This is a genomic window from Xanthomonas sp. NCPPB 1826 (assembly GCF_056725285.1).
Genome location: NZ_CM161521.1, coordinates 61,174 through 84,142, shown reverse-complemented (window position 1 = coordinate 84,142; position 22,969 = coordinate 61,174). Strand labels below are relative to the sequence as shown.

Genomic DNA, 22,969 nt, shown 5'->3' with positions numbered 1-22,969 from the left:
AATGCGGGCATCCAGGGTGCGCGCGCCAATGCAGTTTGCCGGCAGAGGCGATGCCCACCGGCAACACTGCAAGGCCGCCACCCATTGGCGAGCACCTGAGCGGTCATGCCGTCAAGTGACGCGCGCCGGCGCAGCATCAGTGCGCCGGCATCACTCCCCTGGTTCGATCTGTCTGGCCTGCTCGTTGAGGTAATGGGTGACCGGTGCGCCACGGTACTGATCGGTCAGCAGCCCCAGCGCGTCGGCGCGTGCATCCACCGCCTGCCTGGCGGCGGCATCGTGCGAATGGTCTGCCGAGCGATCCAGCAGCCGGCCTTCGCGCACGGCCGCAACATGCGCCGGGTCGGCGGGCCTGGACGCGGCGCGGAATTCGCTGGTGCGCTGCTCCACGATCGCCGCATCGCGTGCGCTGTCGATGGGCGTCTCTGGCGGCAGGTCCAGTTCCATGCCGGTGTGGCCACGCGCCAGGGTGCGGTTTTCCAGCAGCGCGAGCAGTTCTTCTTCGGGCTGGTCGGTCAGCAGGCTTTCACCGGCGTCGCGAAAGGCACCGGCGGTGGTGCGCTGGATGCCGAAGGCTTCGCCGCTGAGCTTCTGCATCTCGCCGAAGTTGCGCCAGACGTAATAGTCCTTGTCGTGGTTGGCGCGCGGCAGCGAGAAATCCTCATAGCGGTAGCCGGACGAGAATGCCGCCTGCGCGTAGGACGAGTCGGGCTGGCGCAGGCGTGTGCGTGTCAGCTCCATGGCCTTGCCCGCAGCGCTTTGCTGGTCGGTGGCCACCGCCTCCACGATGACCGGGCGCATCCGGTTCCAGCTTTCCAGCCACTGCACCGCCGTGTCGGCCAGCCCCTCCGGGCCATCGTCCTTGCCCGGGAAGAAATCGCGCAACTGCGCGTCGGCGAGCATGCCCTGGCTGAAGACCGGCACCACGTTGATCTTGGCCAGCAGGCGATCGAGCGCGGCACGGCGGGGCGCGTCCTGCGAGTGCAGCGGATTGATCTGGTAATGCTTGTACAGGTTGGACAGAAATTGATCGAAGCCGCCCGTGTAGTACTTGGCATACAGCTTGATCGCGGCGCCCTGGCGCAGGTCCGGCCGACGCATCAGCAGCATCGCCACCGCCTCGCCGGTGTCTTCCTTGCAATCCAGCGCCACCGACATCGCCTCCGGCTTCTGCAACGCGTGCTCCAGCGCCTGCTCCACGGCGGCAATGCTCTGGTCGGTCTTGATGAAGTTACCGTCGACCGGGTTGCGGATCACCAGCGGCATCTCGCGCAACTGCGCGAACGGGACCTGCGAGACCAATCTGTTCTGCGGATCGTCGGTCATGCGGCCGATGCTGAAGTCGTGCATCAGCACCGGTACGCCGTCGGCGCTGACCTCGACATCCAGTTCCAGGTTGCGATAGCCGTGTTCGTAAGCGCGATCGATGGCGGCCAGCGAGTTCTCCGGGATGCCGGCGTGGTTGTCGAACAGGCCCCGGTGCACCATCACGTCCTTGCCCAGCGCGCGCGTGCTGGGCGCCTGGAAATACGCGTCGTGGACGAGCTCCTTGCGGTGCTTGCGCAGCAGCGCGTCCTTGCCGGCCACCAGATGATGATCGTTGCGCTTGAAGAACGCTGCGCCGCCGTCGCGCGCCGGCACCTCGTGGCCGTGGTAGCGCGCGGCCTGCTGCAACTTGCGCCGCGGCTGCGCGGGCGTGGACGCGGCGGGCTTTAGCCAGCCCGGTGTTTCCAACCCATGGGCGCGCAGATCCAGCGCCTTGCGCAATGCCGTGCGTGCGGCATCGCTGAAGGTATCGCCAGGCGCAAACGCGTGGCCCAGATCGAAGACGATGCGGCCCTGCTGCGCATCGACCAGCACCGGGCCGGCCGCTGCACGCGAGTGCTCGGGCAAGCTGGCGGTCATCTCGTCGAACGCGGCGGTGTCCAGATACACCGGCTGCAGCGTTCCGGCGGCAAAGCGTGCCGCGATGCTGTCGGGCCTGGGTGCGGGAGTAGCCTGTGGCAGCTGCTTGGCCAGCGCGCTTTGCGCGGCCTGCAGAGTGATCTGGTGCGCCTGCACTTCGGCCAGGCGCTGCTCGGAGAACTCGCCGTCCAGCGCCACCAATGCCTGCTTGCCGGTCATCGCGCTGTCGTTCAATGGCACCAGCGGCGGTAGCACGGCGGCCTGGCGACGCGGCCGTGTGCGCAATGGCGGGTTGCCGCCTGGCGGGTGCGGCACCTCCATCGGGGTGATCGCGCTGGTGTGCGCCGGTGTTGCCAGCGCGGTGGTGGGCGTGGCGGCGGGTTGCAAGGGAGCAATACGCATGACGACCTCAAGAGCACTGCGGGCGGCCAGTAAACCGCTTGGCAGATGACAATGCGCAACCGAGGCGAACTATGCCGCCGCGATGCGAAACGATGCCCCGCCGCAATGCCGGCGCGCTATGCCGGCTGGTCCATCGCCTGCGCTAGAACAGCGTTTCCTTGAACGGCAGCATGGCCGCGCCCAGCACCGTGGCGTGTGCCTGCACCTGCCCAACCAGCAATGCCGGATACGGCGATGCGACGCCCCGCCGTGGCGCCGGCTCGAAGGCGACGCGGGCGATCAGCCGCTGCGCAAGATCTGCCGGCAGGCGCGCGCCAAAGACGATGACGCGCGGGTCGATCAACGCGATGATCGCCGCCACCGCCAGGGTCACGGTGGGTTGCACCGCATCCAGCCAGGCCTCGATCTGCGGCCATGCCGGATCGTAGTGCTGCAGCATTGTGTGCAGGTCCGGCAGCGCATGGCCATCGGCGACCAGCGCCTGGCGCAGGCTTTCCAGCGTGGGCCGCGCGCTGCCGGTGATGGCCGAGATGCGCCCCAGTTCGCCCACGTTGCCGTGCGCGCCGCGGTGCACGCTGCCAGCGGCGATCACGCCTGCGGCAAACCCGTCGGCGATGGTCAGATAGACCAGATCCGGCGACTGGCGGCCGACCCCGTACAAGGCTTCGGCCAGCGCGGCGCAATGGGCGTCGTTGTCCATCCAGACCGGCAACTGCAGGCGTTCGGCGATGAAGCGGTCCAGCTCGACCTGCATCCATTCGGCGGCCAGCGTGAGCGGCGGATTGACCCGCGTGCCATCGCCGATGCGCGGGCCGGTCATGCTGACGCCCACCCCGAACAGCCGCTGCCGGTCGACACCGGCCGCCTGCAGCAACTGCTCCACCAGTTCCGGCAACTGCGCCGCGACCAGGTCCAGCGTCAGCGGGAACGCCGTGAGCTGGCGCATGCCGCGCACCTGCCCGGCGAAGTCGATCAGCACCACCGCGATGCCATCGACCATCAACGAGACGCCCACGCTGAATGCATAGTCGGGCACCAGGCTCAGCTCGACGCTGGGTTGGCCGCGGCCGCGCCGCAGCGACGGGCCGAGCTGGAGCAGGCCGTGTGCGACCAGCGGGTCGATGATGCCCTTGGTGCCGGGGACGCTGAGCCCGCTGGCGCGCGGCAGATCCGCGCGCGCCAGCTGGCCGGCACTGCGGATCAGATCCAGCAACGCGCGCTCGCTGGAGCCGGCGGCCTGGCCGTCGCTACGACGGCGGTAATGCGAACGAATGGCCGCGTGGGCGAAGAAGGAGGACATGGAAGGCAAAAGAACCGGTGGTGTCACATAAGCTTAAATTAAGCAGATTAATTTAATCGGCTTGCGGCCACCACGTTGGGGCTGCCCGACAGTGCGGATCGTGCCATGCGTCTGTTTCATCGCTCTCCCTGTGGCTTCTTGTGTCTGCCCGGCCCGGCCTGCATCGCGCAGCGTCGCACATTGTCGCTCGCGCTGGGCATGGCCGTTTCGGGCTGGATGCAGGCGTCGGCGCAGGCCGCCGAGGCGCCCGCCGCTGCCTCGCCGCAGACCCTGGATGCGGTGCAGGTGCGCACCTCGTTCCAGTCGCAGAACACCCGCGCCATCGCCACCAAACAGGCCGCGCCCACCGTCGTGGACTCGGTCGCCGCCGACAGCATCGGGCAGCTGGCGGACTTCAATGTGGGCGATGCGCTGCGCCGGGTCACCGGCGTCAGCACCGTGGAGTACCAGGGCGAGCCGCGCTACGTGACGGTGCGCGGCCTCAACGGCAACTACAACAGCATGCTGATCGACGGCTTTGCGTTTGCCAGCAACGACATCGGCAGCCGCCAGGCGATGATGGATGTGCTGCCGGCCAACTTTGTCGACCGCATCGATGTGGTGAAGTCGTTCCTGCCGGAAAACGATGGCAGCGCGATCGGCGGGGTCACCAACCTGGTCACCGCCACCGGCTTCGGCCGCCCGGACGGCCTGCTTACCTTCTCGGCCAAGGGCGGCGCCAACCTGATGGGCAGCCGCTACGGCGGCCGCTCGCCGGTTGGCGAGGGCGATCTGAAGTGGGGCAAGCGCTTCGGTCGCGACGGGCAGTTCGCCTTCCTGGGCGCTGCCAGCCAGTGGCGGCGCGAGATCTCGGTGCCGCAGCAGGAAAACGGCGGCGGCTTGAACTGGTACGCCGCCGACGGCACGCGCGACCCGGTGCCCTACGGCGGCACCGGCGCTGCGGTTCCCGGCGAACGGCGCTGGTACAACTACGCCAACACCCGCGAACGGCGCGGCCTGACCGCACGCGTGGACTGGCAGCCGGAAGGTCCGCTCAGCGGCCATGTGTCCGGCTACAGCTTCCGCCAGCGTGAGGCCTCGGACCGCAATACCCAGAACGCCCAGGTGCAGAACAGCGCACGCCTGACCCGCACTGGCGCGCAGAGCGGCACGCTCGACAACCTCAATCAATACGTCGAACTGGGGCAGTTGCGCTGGAAGCGCGCGCTGACGGGCATCAATGGCGAGCTGCTGGCCGAATTGCCGGCGCAGTGGCGCGCCGCGCTGCGCGCGAGCACCTCGCGCGCCACGGTGGACAACCCGCAGACCTGGGACCGCTTCCAGCAAAATCGCCTGGGGTACGGGTTCGACTGGAGCGGCACGCTGCCCGCTTTCACGCCCCTGGACCCGGCCCTGGCTGATGACCCGGCGCGCTACCCCAACGCCTATCACCAGCAGGAGCGCACCGGCTACGCCGAACGGGTCGGCGACCTGCAGCTGGAGCTGCGTCGCAACATGGACGAGGACAGCCGCGGGCTGGGGCTGGCCGTGGGCGCGCGGCAGGTCCGCACGCATATGCGCACCACTGTGCAGCGCACCACCTGGAACGGCCTGCCCGACACATTGGCCGACGTGCTGGGCCGCCCGACCTGCGCCCTGGGCTGCAACAGGGAGATGATCACCATCGACCCGGCATTGGCCGATGCACGCTGGGATGCACTGGCCGGCCAGGCGCGCGGGGTGGTGGACACCACCGCGCAGAACAGCGGCAGCTATGGGGTCGACGAACAGGTGCGTGCCGGCTTTGCCCAGGCGCAATGGCGCGGCGAGCGCTGGCTGCTGGCTGGCGGCATCCGCCTGGAACAGACACGCTTTGCCAGCGCCGGCCAGCAGCTGAGCGGAACCACCTGGACACCGGTCAGCGCGGTGCGCACCTACCGCAACTGGTTGCCATCGCTCAGCGGGCAACTGCAGACCAGCGCCAACGGCACGCTGCGCGTTGGCGTCTCGCGCTCGATCGGGCGCCCGCGCCTGGACCAGATGGCCTTGAACGGCGGCGTGCTCACGCTGGGCAGCACACCGCCCACACTCAACCAGGGCAACCCGGACCTGCAGCCGCGCCGCTCGCAGAACCTGGACCTTGGCCATGACTGGAGCTTTGACGACGGCGGCAGCCTGCTGTCGGTCGCGCTGTTCCACAAGACCATCGACGATGAAATCTTCCGCTACGGCCAGATGGACAGCATCGACGGCGAGCAGGTGCTGGTCACCCAGCCGCGCAATGTGGACCGGCCGGTGCGCCTGCGCGGCGCCGAGCTGGGAGCCATCAAGGAGCTGGGGCCGTGGCTGCCTGCGCTGGCCGGCTTGTCGGTGACCGCCAATGTCACGTTCCTGGACGTGGACTACCCGGTGGTGCTCGGCGATGGCACCCGCACCACCCTGGACGTGCTGCCGCAGCAGCCCAGGCAGTTGTGGAATCTGACCCTGAATTACGCCCGTGGGCCGCTGCGCGCCACGCTGGCCTGGAGCCGCACCGGCGAGCTGTGGGATGACCGCTTTCCCAATTACAGCAGCCTGCAGGAGTTCTATCGCAACCGTTACCAGCAACCGCTGGACCGCATCGATCTGAAACTGGGATGGGACGTGTCCCCAGCGGTGTCGCTGAGCCTGGACGTGCTTAACCTGGCTGGCCAGGGCTACCAATACCGCATCGGCCGCGATCAGGAGTATGTGCAATCGGCCTGGAAGATGGCCCCCACCGTGATGGTCGGCGTCAACGTCAAACTTTGAGGAGCTAAGCATGTCGTCATGTCTGGATACCACCTTCAGCCGCCGTCGTCTGCTCACCGGCGCCGCCGGCGCGTCCTTGCTGGCAACCGCACTACCCTCGCTTGCCGGTGCAGCGCCGCCCGCGGATGTGGGCCGCAAGTTCCTGCGCTCCAGGCGGCCGATGCCGTTTGCCGGCAACACGTTTGTCGGCCATCTTGAGCAGCAGGGCGATGGCTACGCCAGCTTCGACCGGGTGCTGGATATCTACCGCGAGCTGCCTGAGCACGGCTTTGCCAACAAGCTCGCCGTGCTGCCGCCGAGCAGCTATCACGTGACCTTGCTGGGCGGGGTCAATGAAACCGACCGCGCGCACGGGCCGTGGCCGAGCGATCTGGCGCGCGATGCTGCGCTGGCCGACATCAACGCCAGCTTCCTGTCGCGGTTGCAGCAGCGCAACACCACCCCGCTGGGGGCGTGCCGGTTTGTGGTCGACCCCACCGCGGCCATGACCGGCAGCAATGACAATCTGCTGATTCCGTTGCTGCCTGCCGATGCGGCCACCGCGCAGCGGCTGGAGACGGCGCGCAAGGGGCTGATGGCGTTGACGCTACTGCAGCGCCCGGACTACAGCCACTACCGGTTCCACATCTCGCTGGCCTATCTGTGCGAGACGCTCGATGCCGACGAACAGGCGGCTTATCACGGTGCGGTGGGCGTGTGGCTGAAGCGCCTGGCTGCCGCCGGCCCGATCACTGTGCCGCGTTTCCACTTCTGCACGTTCAACGACATGTATGCGTTTCGTACGATCCGCGAGGTGTGAAGTTGAGTGCGTATGGCCATCTGTTGTGCGTGTAACGACACCTGCTGCGGCGCTGCAAGCTGATCATTGGCCGTGTGGAGACGCGCAGCGCTGTAAAGCCCCTCTCCCCTCGGGAGAGGGGCTCTACTCCCTGGCACGTTGGTTGTGACGTACTGGTGTTAGGTGTTGCGCACAGTGTGGTGATGCGTGCGTCTGCAGCGGTCGTGCACAGCGTGTCCTCAGACACGCACGTCCGACACCTCGGTCACCATCTGCCACGCTGCAAACTCCTGCTCGAATTCGGCTAGCGTCAACAAGCCCATGCAGGCATGCGCGCCGATCGGTAACGCCTGCCCTGCGGCAAGCTTGCGCACCAGCAGGATCGCGGCGAAACACGGGATTTCCGGGCCGTGCAGCATCGCGGCGGTGAGGTCCCACTGCAGTCGCAGCGGCCTGGGCTCGCCAGCCTGGGGATGGCTCATGCCACGCAGCTCTACGCGCATGCCACCAAGGTCGGTGCCGAAGCGATCAAACCAGCGTGCCGCACGTGCAAACACCTCGGCCAGGCGCGCCATCGGCAATGGCACACCGTGCTGACGCATCCAGGCGACACCGGCCAGGCAGCGCTGCAGGAACGGCACCTCCAACGCGGCGCGAAACTGCACGCTCTGCACGCCTGGATAGCGCGGGGGCAGCAGATCGTGATCGGGCACATCGCAGGGCGACGCAAGCCGCGGCGCGAGCTGCGCGAACTCCACCTGCGTGGGTCTGGCCCAGCCCACCACCGTTTGCCAGCGGCCCTCATGCAGCCATGCGAACGGCGTGCCGCAGTACGACAACACCGCACGCACGGTGGCCAGGCCAAGCGGTGTGCCTTGCGCGGGTGCGATGACCATGCGGATGTCATGCAACGCCGAAAAACGCGGCAGCAAGGCATCGATGACGGCACTCGACAGCGCGGGCAAGGTGCTGGCGCCGCTGATGGCCACACGCTGCGCTTGCCTTGCCACTGCGTCCATTGCCGCGGGGAAATCGCGGACAAACGCGCGGCCGTCGGCCAGGTCGATGTAGTGCATGCCGGCCTGCAGGCAGGTGTGCGCCACGGCGTAATCCTGGCCCTGGAACGGGCCTGCGGTGTGCACCACCGCATCTGCGGCAGTGGCCGCCAGTTGCGCGGCAAAATCGCTTGCGTCGATATCCAGGCGACAGCACGCGATGCGACCGGGCGCCACATCCGGCCACCGGGCCGCCACATCGCCGGGATGCCGTCCCGCCGCGATCACCTGCAGTTGCGCCGTCGCCGCCAGCGCCCGCACGATGCGCGCGCCGAAATGCCCGAAGCCCCCCAATACCACCACCCGGTACGTCATTGTCTGCTCGCCGTCTGCGCCTGCTCCACAGTATCGGCGAGCAACGGGGTCACCGAGTCACCATCACCGTGTGTCGGCCGCCGCACGTGCCTGCATGGCGCGTGCGGCGCCGAGCCGGTTTGACGCCAGTCACTGCCTCCGCCGAGATGGCGCCAGCTGCTCGCGGTCTGCGCGTGCTGCACAGTCTCGGCGAGCAGCGGCCTGCGGCGATCAGCCCTCGATCTGCGTGGCCAGCCCCTGTGCGATCGCCTCGCGCATGATGCGCTGGGCTTCCTTGTCGGCGCGGACGCTGGCAGCGGCCTGCTGGCTGGCCAGATCTGCCTGCTCGGTGGCGAGCGCCGCCTGCTGCCTGGCCAGGGCCTGCATCCGCTGCTGGGCGCCGCTGCGCTGCATGGCCTGTTCGGCCTGACGTACTGCGCGTTCTGCTTCCCGCGCCGCACGCTCGGCGGCCTGCTGTGTGCGCGCATCGGTGTCGAGCAAGGATGCATTGACGTGCTTTGCGGCCGCGTCAGCAGCACGTGCACCCAGCTCACCCATCTGCGCACCCAACTCGCCCTGCTGCTCGCCAAGCTCGCCCTGGCGCTCGCCCAGCGCGCCCTGCGCCTGGCCCAGTTTGGTGACTGGCGCATACACCGCATTCAAGCGCTTGAAGGTGTCGGGATCGCGCACGACGTACTGCTTGCCATCCTTGCGGAACCACATCAGCTGGCCATCCTTGCCGGCCAGACGACGCACATGCTTGAGATCGTCCACCGAGCCATTCATGACGCTGTCGTTGCCCTGCAGCAGCACGTAGGCATCGCGGTCGGGGTCATGCGACAGGTTGATCTGGCCGTGCGTGGAGGTGGTGGTGAAGGTCTGGCTGGTGGATGACGCCGCTGCAGCCGGTGCGGCGGCGTTTGCCGGTGCGGCGGTTGCTGCCGCAGTTGCCGGTGCAGCTGCAGCGGCGGCAGTGGCCGGTGCCGCTGTGCTGGACACGCCGGCAGCTGGTTTGGCCGGTGCGGCCGCTGATGCGGCAGCAACAGCCGGCGCGGCGGGCATCGCCACCAGGCGCAGCGGCAGCACGCCGGTGATGGCCACCGCGCCCAGGATCAGGGCCGCGCCAAACCGCGGGAACGAGGTCGGGTTCTGCAACATGAGCAATCTCCGTTTGAGGCTGAGGAAGGACGGTGAGGCGCTGGCCACGCCGCCGTTCGGGCGCGGTGCCACGCCCAGTTGCAGCAACAGCCGGCCGTAGTCGTGGCGGCAATGACGGTGGCCTGCGACCACCGCGGCATCGCAGGCGGCCTCGCGGGCAGTGGCGTATTCGCGCGCGGCCAGATGCACCAGCGGATGGAAGAAGAACAGGTGCTGGGCCAGCGACGGCAACAAGCCCCACCACAGATCGCGCCGACGCAGATGGATCAGTTCGTGGGTCAGCGCCATATCCAGATCGTCGTCGGCCATGTGCGGCAGGCGTGCGGCGGGCAGCAGCAAGACCGGGCGCCAGGGACCGATCAACTGCGGCGAGGCGATCTGCTGCGACAGACGTATTTCCGGCGGCTGCGACAGGCCATGCGCTTCTGCTGCCATGCGCAGTGCGGCGACCAGGGCACGATCGGTGCACGGTGCGGCAGCGCGTACCAGGGCGCGGCTGCGTCGGTATGCGCGCACTGTGCCGAGCGCCATCACTGCAACGCCGGCAACCCACAATGCGGCCAGCCACAGCGCCCAGGACGGACCGCTTGCACCCTGCAGCACGTCTGCCGCGCCCGCACTGGCGACCGCGCTGGCGCCGGATGCAGTGGCATTGGCATTGGCCATCACCATCGGCGCCAGGCTATTGCCGGCAATCAAGGCAGGCGTGGGCGTGGCTGCGGGCAACACCGGCAACTGCAGCGGCGCGTTCCACAGCAGGCCGATCACCGCCTGCACTCCCACCAGCCACCACAGCCAGGTCTGCGTGGTGGCCGGCAGCCGCCGCACGCCGCGGCACAGCGCCCACACCGCCAACGCCAGCGCGGCGGTCTGCACGCTGGTGGCACCCAGTCTCCAAAGCAAGGCTTCGATCATTGGCGACATGCTCAATCCTCCTTGCGCTGCGACTGCAGCTTGGCGACCAGGGCTTCGAGCTCGGCCAGCTCGCTGTCGCTGACCTCGGCGCGCTGCGACATCCACGCCACGAACGGCGACACCGAGCCCTGCAAGGTCTTTTCCACGAACTGCCCCACCGCCGAGCGCACCACCGCGTCCTGCCCGCTGGTGGCGCTGTAGCGGTACATGCCGTCTACCTGCTCGCGGCGCAGGAAGCCCTTGGCGCGCAAGCGCTCCATCATGGTCAGCACGGTCGAGCGCGCCAGCCCACGCGGCTCACCGAACGCGGCCGCCACTTCGCCGACACTGGCCTGCCGTTGTTCCTCGATGTGTTGCAACAGGGCCAGCTCCTGGTCCCCGATGGTCTTGCCACGCATGCCGCTCTCCATGACTACAGTTGTCGCTACCGTAAGCGTGACGACAACTGTAGTCAATAGGTCGGATGGCAGGGGCGGCAAGGAGAGCGTTGCCGCGGTGCGGAACTCGGCGGCACGCGGGCGGGCTTGTGAGCACGCTGCAGGCAAGGGCTGAGAATGAAGAACCGGTCGCTCTACTGCTCCGTGGATCTTCCACAGCTCTACGAAAGCGCACGCGCCCACTCCATGGCTGGCTCCGACTTCCAGGATGGCCAACCAGCTGGAGGGGCTGCGTGCGATCTTTGCACTACTGCCAGGGAAATAAGGTCCGTTCAAGACTGCACGACCCGAACGGACGATAGGCTGGGGAGGCGACTGTCGCCGCCCCGATTCTGCTGTTCGCACCGGTCACCAGCGCGAAACGTCCTGTCAGTTGCAATGGCATCAATGCGGCGATCAGCAAAGACGCGTTGCGGGTCTATGCAGCTGCATCGAAGGACAGCGACGCGGACAAGTCGCGTTGCGCATCAATCTGCGCTTGAACGGTTTTCAGATCGGCTTCGACGATGTCCATGGCGTCGGCGCCGGCCACAAAGCGCAGTGGCAGCTCGTCGGCGCCGGACAGCGCTACCAGCGCAGCGGCGAGCTTTGCAGGATCGCCACCTTGTTGGCCGTTCATGCCCTTCCATGCAGCAATCGTCTGCGCCGTGCGCGCCGCGTAGTCTTCGATGGAGAGTTCGGGCCAGATCGTCGAGGCGCCTTCGACCAGCAGCTCGGTCCGGAAGAATCCCGGCTCGACCGCCATCACCTCGATGCCATACGGCTTCACGTCATAACGCAGCGACTCGACCCAGCCTTCCAGCGCGAACTTGGAGGCCGCATACGCTGCGCAAAATTCCATGCCCACGAAGGCGGCGGTGGAGGTGACGGTGATCACCTGACCGCTGCGCTGCTTGCGCATGATCGGCAGAACTGCGCGCGTGACATTCAAGGGGCCGAAGAAGTTCGTCTCCATCTGCGCCCGGAATTGCGCGTCGCTGATCTCTTCGAAATAACCGGCGTAGAAGTTGCCTGCGTTATTCACAAGCACATCGATGCTACCGAAGCGATCGACCGCGAGCTGCGCTGCGGCCTGCGCGGCGTGCGGGTCGGTGATATCGAGCGCGATAGCCAGCAGATTGTCGTGTGACCCGATCGCTTTCGATACGTTATCGGCATTGCGCCCCGTGGCGACGACGCGGTGGCCGGCGTCCAATGCTTGCCGGGCGATATCGGTCCCCAGCCCTCGGCTGGTGCCAGTGATGAACCAAACGTTGTTGTCGGTCATGAGATCTATCTCTGTGTGTTGATCGGCTGTCACCCACGCATCGCGCAGGTGGTGAAAGGACGTGACAACTGCAGCCCTACGCGTGCAGCGCCCGCGCACGGGATCTGCAATGGCCATGTGTGTTCTGCTGGCCAATCGGCAGCTGTTGGATGCAACATAGCGCAAGGCCAATTAACTGATTAGCCCATATAATCCGCATGCACCTATAAACTGGATTTATGAATGCGCCGAGATAACGTCAACGACTTCCTGGCCTTCATCGCAGTCGCGCGCGAGCAGAGCTTCACCAGAGCAGCCGCCCAACTGGGGGTCTCGCAGTCGGCGCTGAGCTATACGGTTCGAACGCTCGAAGCGCGTCTGGGTCTCACCTTGCTCACGCGGACCACGCGCAGTGTGTCGGTCACCGAGGCCGGCGAACGCCTGCTCAACCGCATCGGCCCGCACTTCGACGAAATCGAAATCGAGATCGCCGCGCTCAGCAGCATGCGCGACAAGCCGGCGGGCACGGTGCGCATCACCACCGTCGAACACGCGGCCGAAACCATTCTCTGGCCGCGGCTTGCGCCAATGCTGCGCGAATACCCCGACATCAACATCGAAATCATCAGCGAGTACGCGTTGAGAGACATCGTGGCCGACCGCTATGACGCAGGCGTGCGGCTGGGCGAGCAGGTCGACAAGGACATGATCTCGGTGCCGCTCAACCGCGATTTCCGCTTCGCCGTCGTCGGGGCGCCCGCTTACTTCGCCAACAGAAAACGCCCGGTCAGCCCCAACGATCTAACGCAGCACAGCTGCCTGAGGCTGCGCCTGCCCACCCATGGGGGGACGTACGCGTGGGAGTTCTACAAGGGCGGGCGCGAATTGAAAGTGCGCATCGACGGCCGGGCCACTTTCAGTTCATTGCGGATGATGCACCAGGCCGCGCTGGACGGCCTGGGCCTGGCCTATCTCCCGGAAGACCAGGTGGCCGCCGACCTCGAAGACGGCGCACTGGTGCAGGTGCTTGGTGCCTGGTCGCCGCCACGGCCGGCATATCACCTGTATTACCCGAGCCGCCGACAACACGCGCCGGCGTTTGCGCTGGTGCTCGAAGCGCTTCGCTACCGCCGCCCGTGACATCGCTGCAGGCCGGCTCAACGCCGGCACTCGGCCAATACGGCCGACTAAGAAAACGGCCTTCTAGGCACATTCGAAATTAGCCATCTAGTCTCTTAATCGCCAACGGCCTATCGTCGTTCGGGCAAGTCTTCCCAGCGTATCGCCGCTCAAGACCCGAACCCGATCAGGCACGTGTGCAAGCACGGCCCATCACCGTGTCCATGGTCTTGGTATCTCGACAACGCGCAAGGGTCACCGTCCGTGTGCGCGTATCTGAGCAGGAATCCAGACCATGCAGTCTCCCAAACCCGGAAAACCCTGGCCTTTCCAACTTGAACCCGATCCTGGCAGGCATGGGGGTTGGAACCGAACTGCCTGAAGCATTGGTAGCTCCGGTTCGCGTCTGCACCGGGCGCCGTTGTGGTGAGCGTGCGCCGATGCCGGATCACTTTCTCTGTGGACGTTTCGATGTGCTTCAGCGCCATCGCCCTGTCGATCAGGTGAGCGGGCGCTTTGAGGACGTTGATCTTTCAAGAACTCGTACAAACAGCTTTCAACTCTTGCAAATGATGGAACCCCTGTAATGAATTCAACAGCGCTTCTCCAACCTTTCTCGCTTGGCAATGGCCTGACGCTGCGCAACCGCATCGCGATGGCTCCGATGACCACATGGGCTGGCAATGCCGACGGCACGGTGTCCGCTGCAGAGGAGGCTTATTACCGGCGACGTGTCAGAGGCGTGGGACTGGTGATTACCGGTTGTACGCATGTGCAGAAAAACGGGATCGGATTCACCGACGAATTCGCCGCGTATGACGACCGCTTCATTCCTAGCCTGAGGCGGCTTGCAACCGCTGCCAAGAGCGGGGGTGCGCCGGCGATCCTTCAACTCTTCCACGCCGGCGTCAAGACAAGCCCGGAACTGGTCTCGGACATTGTTGCCGCAAGTGCGGTTGCCGGCGACGCTGGCCCCTATGCCCCGGCAGTCGTGCCGCGCGCGCTTGCCGATGAGGAAATCCAGGGCGTTGTGCGTGCCTTCGGCGAGGCAACCCGTCGTGCCATCGAGGCAGGCTTCGACGGTGTCGAGCTGCATGGCGCGCACGGGTTCCTGCTGCAGAACTTCCTGTCCCCACATTTCAATCGCCGGACCGATCGTTGGGGCGGCTCCCTCGATCACCGCATGCGCTTTCCTGTCGCGGTGGTGCAGGCCGTTCGTGACGCCATCGCACGCCATGCCAGCACACCATTTGTGCTGGGCTATCGCATCACCGTCGACGAACCGCATGCGGACGGCCTACGCATTGCCGAATCACTCGCGCTGGTCGATCGCCTGATCGATAGCGGTGTTGACTATCTGCATGTGTCGCTGGGGGATGCGCTTGAAGCGCGCCCGGTCGATGCACCCGACGGCCCGAGGATCATTGAAGTCCTGCGGGACCATCTGGCTGGCCGCGTGCCGCTCATTGCAGCCGGCCAGATCCGGACACCGGAACACGCCGAGGACGCGCTTGCTGCGGGAGTCGGTGTGGTCGCGGTCGGCCAGGGGCTGGTGATGAATCCGGACTGGGTCGACTTCGCGACAGGCGATGCACAGGGAGAGGTCGCATTCGATATCGCCGCGTCCGACGTTCAGCGTCTTGCCATTCCCGCCAAGCTTTGGGCGGTTATCGCGAACACCACAGGGTGGTTCAACGTTCGAAAAGCCGCCTGAGTCCAGCGGAGATGTGGTGTTGGCCGGCCGGCAGTGGGAATACCGGCCACGGCCGCAAGCCAGATGCCCACGCGCGATCCCTTAGCCCCACCTTCAAAAGGAAATGCGATGTCAGCAACCCTTCCCTTGACGCTCGACATCAATGGCCAGCGCCATCGACTTCGCGTCGACGTGCGTACAACACTGCTCGACGCGCTGCGCGAACATGCCGGCCTGCCGGGAACGAAGAAGGGCTGCGACCACGGACAGTGCGGGGCCTGCACGGTACATCTGGATGGCGAACGCGTCCTGAGCTGTCTCACCTTGGCGGTCCAGGCAGTGGGCCATCAGGTCACCACGATCGAGGGCTTGCAGGGGCCCGATGGTGTGATGCACGCGGTCCAGAGTGCATTCGTCGAACACGATGCCTTCCAATGCGGTTACTGCACGCCTGGTCAGATCATGTCGGCCGTCGCCTGCATCCGCGAAGGTCACGCAAGTACTGACAGCGAGATTCGCGAGTACATGAGCGGCAATCTCTGTCGCTGTGGCGCCTATCCCCATATTGTCGCGGCCGTGCGCGATGCGGCCGGCCGCCTTGAGAAAGAGACCGTGCGATGAGGAGCTTCGACTACCTGCGTGCACAGGATGCCGCCATGGCGATTGCCGAAGGCGGCAAACCGGAGACGAAGTTCCTTGCCGGAGGAACCACCCTGCTCGATCTGATGAAGCTCCACGTCGAGCGCCCTGCACGCCTGGTCGATCTCACCGGACTCCAGAGCCTGGACACCATCGCGATCTCGGCCGATGTCATCCGTATCGGCGCGCTTGCCAAGATGAGCAGGGTTGCCGATCACCCCGACATCCAGCAGCTCGCTCCTGCGCTGTCCCAGAGCCTGTGGCGTGCCGCCTCGGCGCAATTGCGCAACATGGCATCCATTGGCGGCAACCTGATGCAGCGGACCCGTTGCACCTACTTCCGCGATCCCGGCGCCTATTCGAACTGCAACAAGCGCAACCCCGGCTCCGGATGCGCTGCGATGGACGGTATGAACCGGAATCATGCCGTGTTCGGAACCAGCGATGCCTGCATCGCCATCTATCCGGGCGATCTTGCGGTGTCGCTGGTGGCCTTCGATGCGGTGGTCCTTCTCCAGGGATCCACGCAACGGCGGATTTCGGTCGATGCCTTCTTCCTGCTTCCAGGGCAGACGCCGCATCTTGAGCACGCGTTACGACCGGGCGAGATCATCGTCGGGATTGAAATCCCGCGCTCGCCCGCACTGAAGCGCTCGCACTATCTCAAGGTCCGTGATCGCGCGTCCTACGAGTTCGCTGCGGCCAGCGCCGCGGTCGGTCTAGAACTGGAAGCCGACACCACCACCATTCGGCAGGCGCGCATCGCCGTAGGTGGTGTTGCGACCAAGCCCTGGCGATTGCACCAGGTCGAAGCATTGCTCAACGGCGCCATGCTCGACGAGAGAACGTTGCGCACTGCAGCCGCAGCATCGGTCGACGACGCGAAGGCGAGCGGACACAACGCGTTCAAGATCGCTCTGACGCCCAGCGTGGTGGCACGCGCTCTGATGCAAGTAGGAGGCATCGCATGACCCGCAAGACCGAACTGGAACTTGACCGCCGCACCTTCATCAAACTGGGCGTGGGTGCAGCGACGGTTGCCGCCACCGGCGTTGGCCTGGCCAGTGAGGAAGCCGCCGCAAGTGTGCCTACCCACGCCGAATCGCCATTGGGTGCGCGTCTGTCGCGCGCGGAAGGTCCGTTGAAAGTCACGGGCAGTGCCCGTTATGCGATCGAACAGACGCTGCCGAACATGGCCTATGGCGTCACCGTGCAATCCACCCGCCCTGCCGGGCGGGTGGTCGGTATCGACACATCGGCTGCCCTGGCCTTGCCCGGGGTGATCGATGTCTACACCCCGCAGCATCCCTTGAAGCTCAACAAGCCCACGGTCTACAGCAAGGGCGGCGGCGCGACCGAAGAATTTACGCCACTACAGGACGATGTGATCCGATTCAACGGCATGCATCTCGCGCTCGTGGTCGCCGACACCTTCGAGCAGGCAACCGAAGCGGCCAACCTGCTCAAGATCGATTACGAAGATGCCGTGCCCATCCTCGACCTCAACGATCCCAAGGCGACACCGCAGGTTGTCGATGCGATGGGTGCGAGCTGGGGTGATGCTGCAGCAGCACTGGCCAGCGCCGAAGTGAAGGTCGATGTCACGTACACGACCGCGCGCGAATACAACGTGCCGTTGGAGCCGCATGCCTGTATCGCCTGGTGGCAGGACGGCCAGATGACCGTCTGGGAGCCCAGCCAGTGGGTGGGAGGCGCGCGACGCGTGGTGTCGGAATGGCTGGGCATCGATATCGAGAAGGTACGGGTCATCTCGCCTTACGTGGGCGGTGGGTTCGGCTCCAAGATCGGGGCGCATCCGCATGTGGGCCTGGCATGCGCGGCTTCGCGGCAGCTGGGCAGGCCTGTCAAGGTCTCGCTGACCCGACCACAGACCTTTACCGGCCTGGGCGGGCGCCCTGCAACGCGGCAGACGCTATCCATCGGTGCATCGCAGGATGGACGAATCAGCGCGATCGTCCACGAGAGCTGGAACGAGACGGCGATCGACGAGGTGCATGTCGAGGCCTGCAACAACGTCACCAAGATCATGTATGCCACACCGAACTTTTCGTCCCGGCTGAGCGTGGTTCCGGTGCACACCGTCATGCCCGGATGGAAGCGCGGCCCCGGCGAGAATCCAAGTGCATACGCGCTGGAAAGCGCCATGGACGAGCTGGCCTACGCGCTGGACATGGACCCGATCACCTTGCGCCTGGCCAATTGGGCCGACATCGATCCCAGCAGCAAGTTGCCGTGGACGACACGGCAGCTGCGCGAAGCCTATGCGGCTGGCGCAGAAGCGATCGGCTGGTGGAAGCGCAACCCGCAACCGCGCTCGATGCGCGAGGGTCGCGAGCTGATCGGCTATGGCATGGCGGCAGGCGCCTATCCGATGATCCGCACCGCCAGTGAAGCCAGGCTCGTGTTCCACGACAGCGGAAAGATCGAGGTACTCAGCGCCGGTACCGATATCGGAACCGGCACCTACACCATCCTTGCGCAAACCGCAGCGGCGGCCCTGGGCGTGCCTGTCGCAAATGTCGTGGTTCGCCTGGGCGACACCGTGCTGCCCCGCTCCGCGCTTGCCGGTGGCTCGCAGCAAGCCAACAACCTGGCCGGCGCAGTCGACCGTGCAGCGCGAAATGCGCGTGCGCTTCTGCTGGCGCTTGCAGCGACCGACCCGCGCTCGCCGCTGGCGGGCTCCAGGCCTGCCGAACTCGTCTACAAGGACGGCTACATCCGGCCCGCGCGGCGCCGTCGTGGCGGTATCGCCATTGCCGACCTGCTCAAGGCGGTCGGAAAGAGCAGCCTGGCGGTCGAAGGCAATACGTTCGCCGCCGATGCCACCGAGCAAATGAAGAACGAGGCCGATCGCAGTTTCGCGCAACTGAAAACCGCGCTGGAAGGCGGCGTCTCGGCGCACAGCTGGTGCGCGCAGTTTGTCGAGGTCCGCGTCGACGAGGACTTTGGCACGATCCGCGTCAAACGCATGGTCTCGGCATTCGATAGCGGGCGCATCTTCAATCCGAAACTGGCCGAGAGCCAGTGGATCGGCGGCATGATCATGGGGCTCGGGCAAACGCTTCTCGAGGAAGGCCACATCGATCAGCGAGACGGTCGCACCGTCAATGCGAACTTTGCCGACTATGCGGTGCCCGTCAATGCCGACGTGCCTGAGGTGCAAGTGATCTCTGTCGGTATTCCCGACCTGCAGGCAAGCGCGCTGGGCGGCAAGGGCGTGGGTGAGATCGGTGTTGTCGGCGTCGCACCGGCGATCGGCAATGCGGTGTTTCATGCCACCGGCAAACGCATTCGCAGCCTGCCGATCACGCTGGACAAGCTTGCCGGACGATGAGCACGCACGATGCACGCGTCAGGCGTTGGCGACCGAGGTGAGTGATGGCTGGGAGCCTTTCGATCAACAGCGGCCTCTCGGCCGCTGTGCCGATGCCCTGTGATTGGCGCAGGTGCAGCGAGCGCAGCGCTGGCGCGCAAGCAGTGGTGCTTGCCGCAGCGCGCGCCAGCAGCGTTGACGGCGTGCCCACCGCGCTCGCCGTCGTGCTCGACACCGAAGGGTCGGTGTATGCCAGGCAAGGCACGCTGGCACTGTTCGGGTCGGGTCGGCATGTGGGATGGCTCAGCGGCGGTTGCCTGGAACCTGCCCTGCTTGCCTGCGGCAAGCAGGCGATTGCAACCAACACATTGCAGCTGCTTGAGATCGATAACCTGGAGGACAGCGCCCTGTTCTCCGCTGGCGCAACAGGGTGTCGGGGCCGCCAACTGGTCGCGCTGTTTCCAGTGAGCGCCGTCCCTTGCCTGGACGCCGCCATCGACAGCTGGTCTGCAGGCGGCGCGCCACTTGAGGTGACCGTCATGGCCTCAGGCGAAATCCACCTCGGCTGTGCGGGGCACATCAGCCAGCGTGTGCTTGCGCCGGTGTTGCCGGAGCACGTGCAACCGTCCCGCTGCTGGAACATTCGCATTGCGCCACCGCCGCGCGTGTTGGTGCTGGGGGCCGGCCCCGAGGCGACCTACCTTTCGGCGATGTTGCAAGACCTGGGCTGGCAGGCCAGGTACAGGGAGCCGCGCGCGACGTGGCGTCACCGCAGCGGCGCAGGGGCACTCGACGCATCGGTGTCCGTCCCGGCGCTGTTGGCTGATTTTTCGCCGGATGCGGTGCTGTTGATGCACCACAATTTCGAACTCGATCTTGAATCGCTGCAGGCCTTGGCAGCCTCGCCTTGCGCCTTCGTGGGGCTGCTTGGCCCTGCCCGCCGGCGCGAGGATCTGCTCAGGTTCGTCAAACCTGAGCTGCGCGCAAGGCTGCTACCGACATTGCGATCTCCGGTGGGACTGCGCTTAGGCAGTTCCGGGCCAGCCGGAATTGCACTGAGCGTCTGCGCGGAGTTGGAACAATGGAGGTCTGGACGTTCTCAGTGGGAGTGACCCGCGTGCACCGAACCTGGGCGTGCGGCCGGCACCAGATCCACGATCTGCTCCGTCGCCGCATCAACCGCCGCCCGCGTATACACCAACGGGAAATAGCTGCCCTGCAGCCACAGCGGTGCAAGGTCGCGATAATGCGGGCTAGCCGGGTCGCCGGATTGGCCTGGGTAGTTCATCGCGCGCGAGTTATCCCAATTGCCGAGGTCGATGATCAGCCGTGCAGATGGGCCGATGGTCTGGCGGAAATCCTTGGGGTCGTAGCTGGATTGATTCGGCGTGTACGGGCTGCCGCCCTTGGCGAACGGGCCAACATCCAGCAGCGCACGATCGCTGCCGACCGCCGCGCTCATCGCATGCGAGACCTTGTTGACGTGTAGCTTGCCCCACTGCCACTGCGCAGGATCCGGGCCCTGCAGCTCCACCAGCGCCAGGTACGCGCTGCGTAGCGACTCCAGCAGCAGCTGATCGCGGCGTGCCGCCGGTGCGGAACCGAAGGCGGCGCCTGGATGTTCAAGCGCATCCATCAATACCGCTGCATCGGGCATGCCGAAGGTGGCTGCCTCGGATGGGCGCAGCACTAGCGCCTTGTAGGCATCGCCGAGATAGCGACTGAACCACACTTCTTCCAACGCGGCGGCAGCAGAGGTGGCGCTCACCGTGCCGTCCCAGGGCTTGAGCAAGCCGAGCGCCGCAGTGGTGGCCTCGTCGTGCGCCTGCAGCGGGGCGATCAAGGCGACCAGGCGCTGCGCCAGCAGCGATACCTGGTCGTTTTGTAGTTTTTCCGAATCCTGCAGGCTCACCGTCGGCAGCTGCGACAGCACCTGGGTGATGCGCGCATGCCGCGCGTCGTTGGCCCATTCGAAGCCGATCTTGCGCTGCGCATACGGATAACCGGCCGGCAGATTCATCTCGTTGGACGTGGTGATGAAGCCTACCGCGGGGTTCTTCGATGACGGCAGGACATCCGCGTTCCAGAAACCGTTCCACTCGTAGCGGCCGTCGCCGGGCACCGGCAGCAAGCCGTCCGAGCGTGGACGGCGCGGCGTCATGCCGGCAGTGGCCCAACCGATGTTGCCCTTGATGTCTGCGTAGACCTGATTGACCGATGGCGCACCCCAATGTGCGAGTGCGTCCTTGAATTGCGCGAACGAGCCGCTGCGCAGATAGCGCAGCGAGCCCAGATACGGCGCGGCGCCGGGCTGGCTCCACACCGAGCGGATCGCGTAGGCGATGTGCTTGTCTGCATCGATGTAGATCACCGGCCCGTGGCGGGTGAATTGCAGCTGCGCGTCGACTGCTGCGCCGGCACGCACTGCGATGCGCTCGTGCTGCGTGCGCAACGGCTCCCACTTGCCGTTGTACCAATAGGACGCGTTGTCGGCCGGGTTCAGGCGGTAGACGTACAGGTCTTCCTGATCGATGTTGAAGATGGTCAGCCCAAACGCGCTGGTCTGGTTGTGGCCGATCGCGATGCCCGGCGCGGTCGGTTCGCCGGCGCCGATGATGTCCAGGTTCGGGCTGTTGAGGTGCACGAAGTAGCGCAGGCTGGGAACGCTGTAGGCACGGTGCGGGTCGTCGGCCAATACCGCGTGACCAGTGGCGGATTTTTTCGGTGCGATGACCCAGTTGTTGCTGCCTTCGGCGGAGGCTTCCTCGCCCGGCCGCAATGGCGGTGTCTGCGTCTCTGCCACGTGCGTGTCGGCGCTGAGCCTGGGGCTTTGCGTTGCCAGCTCGTAGACCTTCAAGACATCTTCGGGCAGACAAGGATCCAGTCCGTCAGGCGCCGTGGTTGTCCAGGCCGGTTGCAATTTTTGGCGCACGGCATCAACAGCAAGCGAGGCCTTGCACGTGACCTTGGCACGCGCCACTTCGCTTTTGACGTTACGGCTCAGGCCGGTGGTGCGGATACGCAGCACGTCTTCCGGCGCCCATTTTTCCGGGCGATACGAGAACGTGCGGAACTCATACGGCAGCGCGTGCGGATGTGCGCCCAACCAATCGATGTAGGCGTTGATGCCGGCGACAAACCGCGTCACGTCGCGCTGCGCGTCGGGCCCGTAACTGCTCCACTCCTCGGCCATGCTGCCGCGATACAGAAACAACCGCGCGGCGCGATCCTGCTGCACATACGCAGGTCCGAATGCCGCCGACAGGTGACCAAGCCCTTTGCGGCGCAGCAGATCCAGCTGAAACAGGCGGTCGCGTGCCACGTTGAAGCCCTGCACGAAAAATGCATCGTTGTCGGTTTTGGCATAGAGATGCGCCACGCCCCAGCGATCCACACGGATCTGCGCGGGCTGCTCCAATCCCGCAACTGTCAGCGTGGCGTGCGTCGGCGGGGCCGCCGCTGCGCTGTTGAGCATCAGTTGGCACACCGCAAGACACCAGAGCGCTGTCTTGCCGATCAAGATCGTGCTTTTCGCGATCTTGCATGTCGCAATCATGCTCATCCAGATCATGCGCGGCGCACCTTGCGGGTAAAAAAAGTGGTACTCAGCGGCATGTCAGTTATCCCATAAACAGTCGCGCAGGGTGCGGCATGGGGTGCGTGGTGCATCGGGTCGCCGGAGAACCAGCGGCGCGAGAAACGAATCGTGTCTGCACTCCTGGCCGCGCATCGTCTGGCGGCAATCTGCACCATCCGCGTACGGCCCGTTGCAGCTGCGTCGATGGAGGCGCGCATGCAGTCGTCGGTTTGCCGGATCGGCGCGCGTGGCGCATGAGCGTCTGTCGCCAGGCCAACGATTGCAACGCCTCGACGTAGTGCCTTCACATGCCTGCCAGACCAAGCGCGCATGATCGTGGTTCTAGCG

16 protein-coding genes are annotated in these 22,969 nt (G+C 65.8%); 9 read left to right on the top strand and 7 right to left on the bottom strand.

The window, feature by feature from the left end:
- Positions 1-150: 150 nt before the first annotated feature.
- Positions 151-2,307, bottom strand: coding sequence for a type III secretion system effector avirulence protein AvrBs2 (avrBs2, locus tag AC1PLA_RS00305; RefSeq protein ID WP_481105328.1), 2,157 nt, complete (start codon positions 2,305-2,307; stop codon positions 151-153).
- A gap of 142 nt (positions 2,308-2,449) precedes the next feature.
- On the bottom strand, positions 2,450-3,607 hold the full coding sequence (locus AC1PLA_RS00300) for an ROK family protein (protein WP_011035309.1): 1,158 nt from the start codon (positions 3,605-3,607) through the stop codon (positions 2,450-2,452).
- Between the two features lie 105 nt (positions 3,608-3,712).
- Between AC1PLA_RS00300 and AC1PLA_RS00295 the strand changes: the two genes are divergently transcribed.
- Both AC1PLA_RS00295 and AC1PLA_RS00290 read left to right on the top strand, forming a co-directional pair.
- Positions 3,713-6,376, top strand: a complete 2,664-nt coding sequence (locus AC1PLA_RS00295) for a TonB-dependent receptor (protein ID WP_481105327.1) — start codon at positions 3,713-3,715, stop codon at positions 6,374-6,376.
- Positions 6,377-6,386: 10 nt separating this feature from the next.
- A complete protein-coding gene (locus tag AC1PLA_RS00290) occupies positions 6,387-7,175 on the top strand; it encodes a DUF1868 domain-containing protein (RefSeq protein ID WP_065046339.1) in 789 nt (262 codons plus the stop codon).
- 218 nt (positions 7,176-7,393) lie between these two features.
- Here AC1PLA_RS00290 and AC1PLA_RS00285 read toward each other — a convergent pair whose 3' ends face one another.
- The 4 genes from AC1PLA_RS00285 to AC1PLA_RS00270 form a co-directional block, all read right to left on the bottom strand.
- Positions 7,394-8,524, bottom strand: a complete 1,131-nt coding sequence (locus AC1PLA_RS00285) for a saccharopine dehydrogenase family protein (protein WP_481105326.1) — start codon at positions 8,522-8,524, stop codon at positions 7,394-7,396.
- A 210-nt stretch (positions 8,525-8,734) separates the two neighbouring features.
- Positions 8,735-10,585, bottom strand: a complete 1,851-nt coding sequence (locus AC1PLA_RS00280; protein WP_481105325.1) for a M56 family metallopeptidase — start codon at positions 10,583-10,585, stop codon at positions 8,735-8,737.
- A 2-nt stretch (positions 10,586-10,587) separates the two neighbouring features.
- On the bottom strand, positions 10,588-10,986 hold the full coding sequence (locus AC1PLA_RS00275; RefSeq protein ID WP_024940429.1) for a BlaI/MecI/CopY family transcriptional regulator: 399 nt from the start codon (positions 10,984-10,986) through the stop codon (positions 10,588-10,590).
- Between the two features lie 445 nt (positions 10,987-11,431).
- Positions 11,432-12,280, bottom strand: a complete 849-nt coding sequence (locus tag AC1PLA_RS00270) for an SDR family NAD(P)-dependent oxidoreductase (RefSeq protein WP_102583026.1) — start codon at positions 12,278-12,280, stop codon at positions 11,432-11,434.
- A 222-nt stretch (positions 12,281-12,502) separates the two neighbouring features.
- Between AC1PLA_RS00270 and AC1PLA_RS00265 the strand changes: the two genes are divergently transcribed.
- The 7 genes from AC1PLA_RS00265 (at position 12,503) to AC1PLA_RS00235 (ending at position 20,156) form a co-directional block, all read left to right on the top strand.
- Positions 12,503-13,399, top strand: a complete 897-nt coding sequence (locus AC1PLA_RS00265) for a LysR family transcriptional regulator (RefSeq protein WP_104554745.1) — start codon at positions 12,503-12,505, stop codon at positions 13,397-13,399.
- 314 nt (positions 13,400-13,713) lie between these two features.
- Positions 13,714-13,965, top strand: a complete 252-nt coding sequence (locus AC1PLA_RS00260) for a hypothetical protein (protein WP_126967483.1) — start codon at positions 13,714-13,716, stop codon at positions 13,963-13,965.
- Positions 13,965-15,092: an NADH-dependent flavin oxidoreductase gene (locus AC1PLA_RS00255; RefSeq protein WP_481105324.1), complete on the top strand. Its 1,128-nt coding sequence runs from the start codon at positions 13,965-13,967 to the stop codon at positions 15,090-15,092. The genes AC1PLA_RS00260 and AC1PLA_RS00255 overlap by 1 nt, the downstream gene beginning before the upstream one ends.
- 108 nt (positions 15,093-15,200) lie before the next feature.
- Positions 15,201-15,692, top strand: coding sequence for a (2Fe-2S)-binding protein (locus AC1PLA_RS00250; RefSeq protein WP_481105323.1), 492 nt, complete (start codon positions 15,201-15,203; stop codon positions 15,690-15,692).
- Positions 15,689-16,681 carry an FAD binding domain-containing protein gene (locus tag AC1PLA_RS00245; RefSeq protein ID WP_481105322.1) on the top strand — a complete coding sequence of 331 codons (993 nt, stop codon included), beginning with the start codon at positions 15,689-15,691 and terminating at the stop codon, positions 16,679-16,681. Before AC1PLA_RS00250 ends, AC1PLA_RS00245 begins: the two co-directional genes overlap by 4 nt.
- Positions 16,678-19,065, top strand: a complete 2,388-nt coding sequence (locus AC1PLA_RS00240; RefSeq protein WP_481105321.1) for a xanthine dehydrogenase family protein molybdopterin-binding subunit — start codon at positions 16,678-16,680, stop codon at positions 19,063-19,065. Before AC1PLA_RS00245 ends, AC1PLA_RS00240 begins: the two co-directional genes overlap by 4 nt.
- A gap of 44 nt (positions 19,066-19,109) precedes the next feature.
- Positions 19,110-20,156 carry an XdhC family protein gene (locus AC1PLA_RS00235; RefSeq protein WP_481105320.1) on the top strand — a complete coding sequence of 349 codons (1,047 nt, stop codon included), beginning with the start codon at positions 19,110-19,112 and terminating at the stop codon, positions 20,154-20,156.
- Here AC1PLA_RS00235 and AC1PLA_RS00230 read toward each other — a convergent pair.
- Positions 20,144-22,600 carry a penicillin acylase family protein gene (locus tag AC1PLA_RS00230; RefSeq protein WP_481105319.1) on the bottom strand — a complete coding sequence of 819 codons (2,457 nt, stop codon included), beginning with the start codon at positions 22,598-22,600 and terminating at the stop codon, positions 20,144-20,146. The two genes, AC1PLA_RS00235 and AC1PLA_RS00230, sit on opposite strands and share 13 nt — an antisense overlap.
- Between the last annotated feature and the right edge of the window lie 369 nt (positions 22,601-22,969).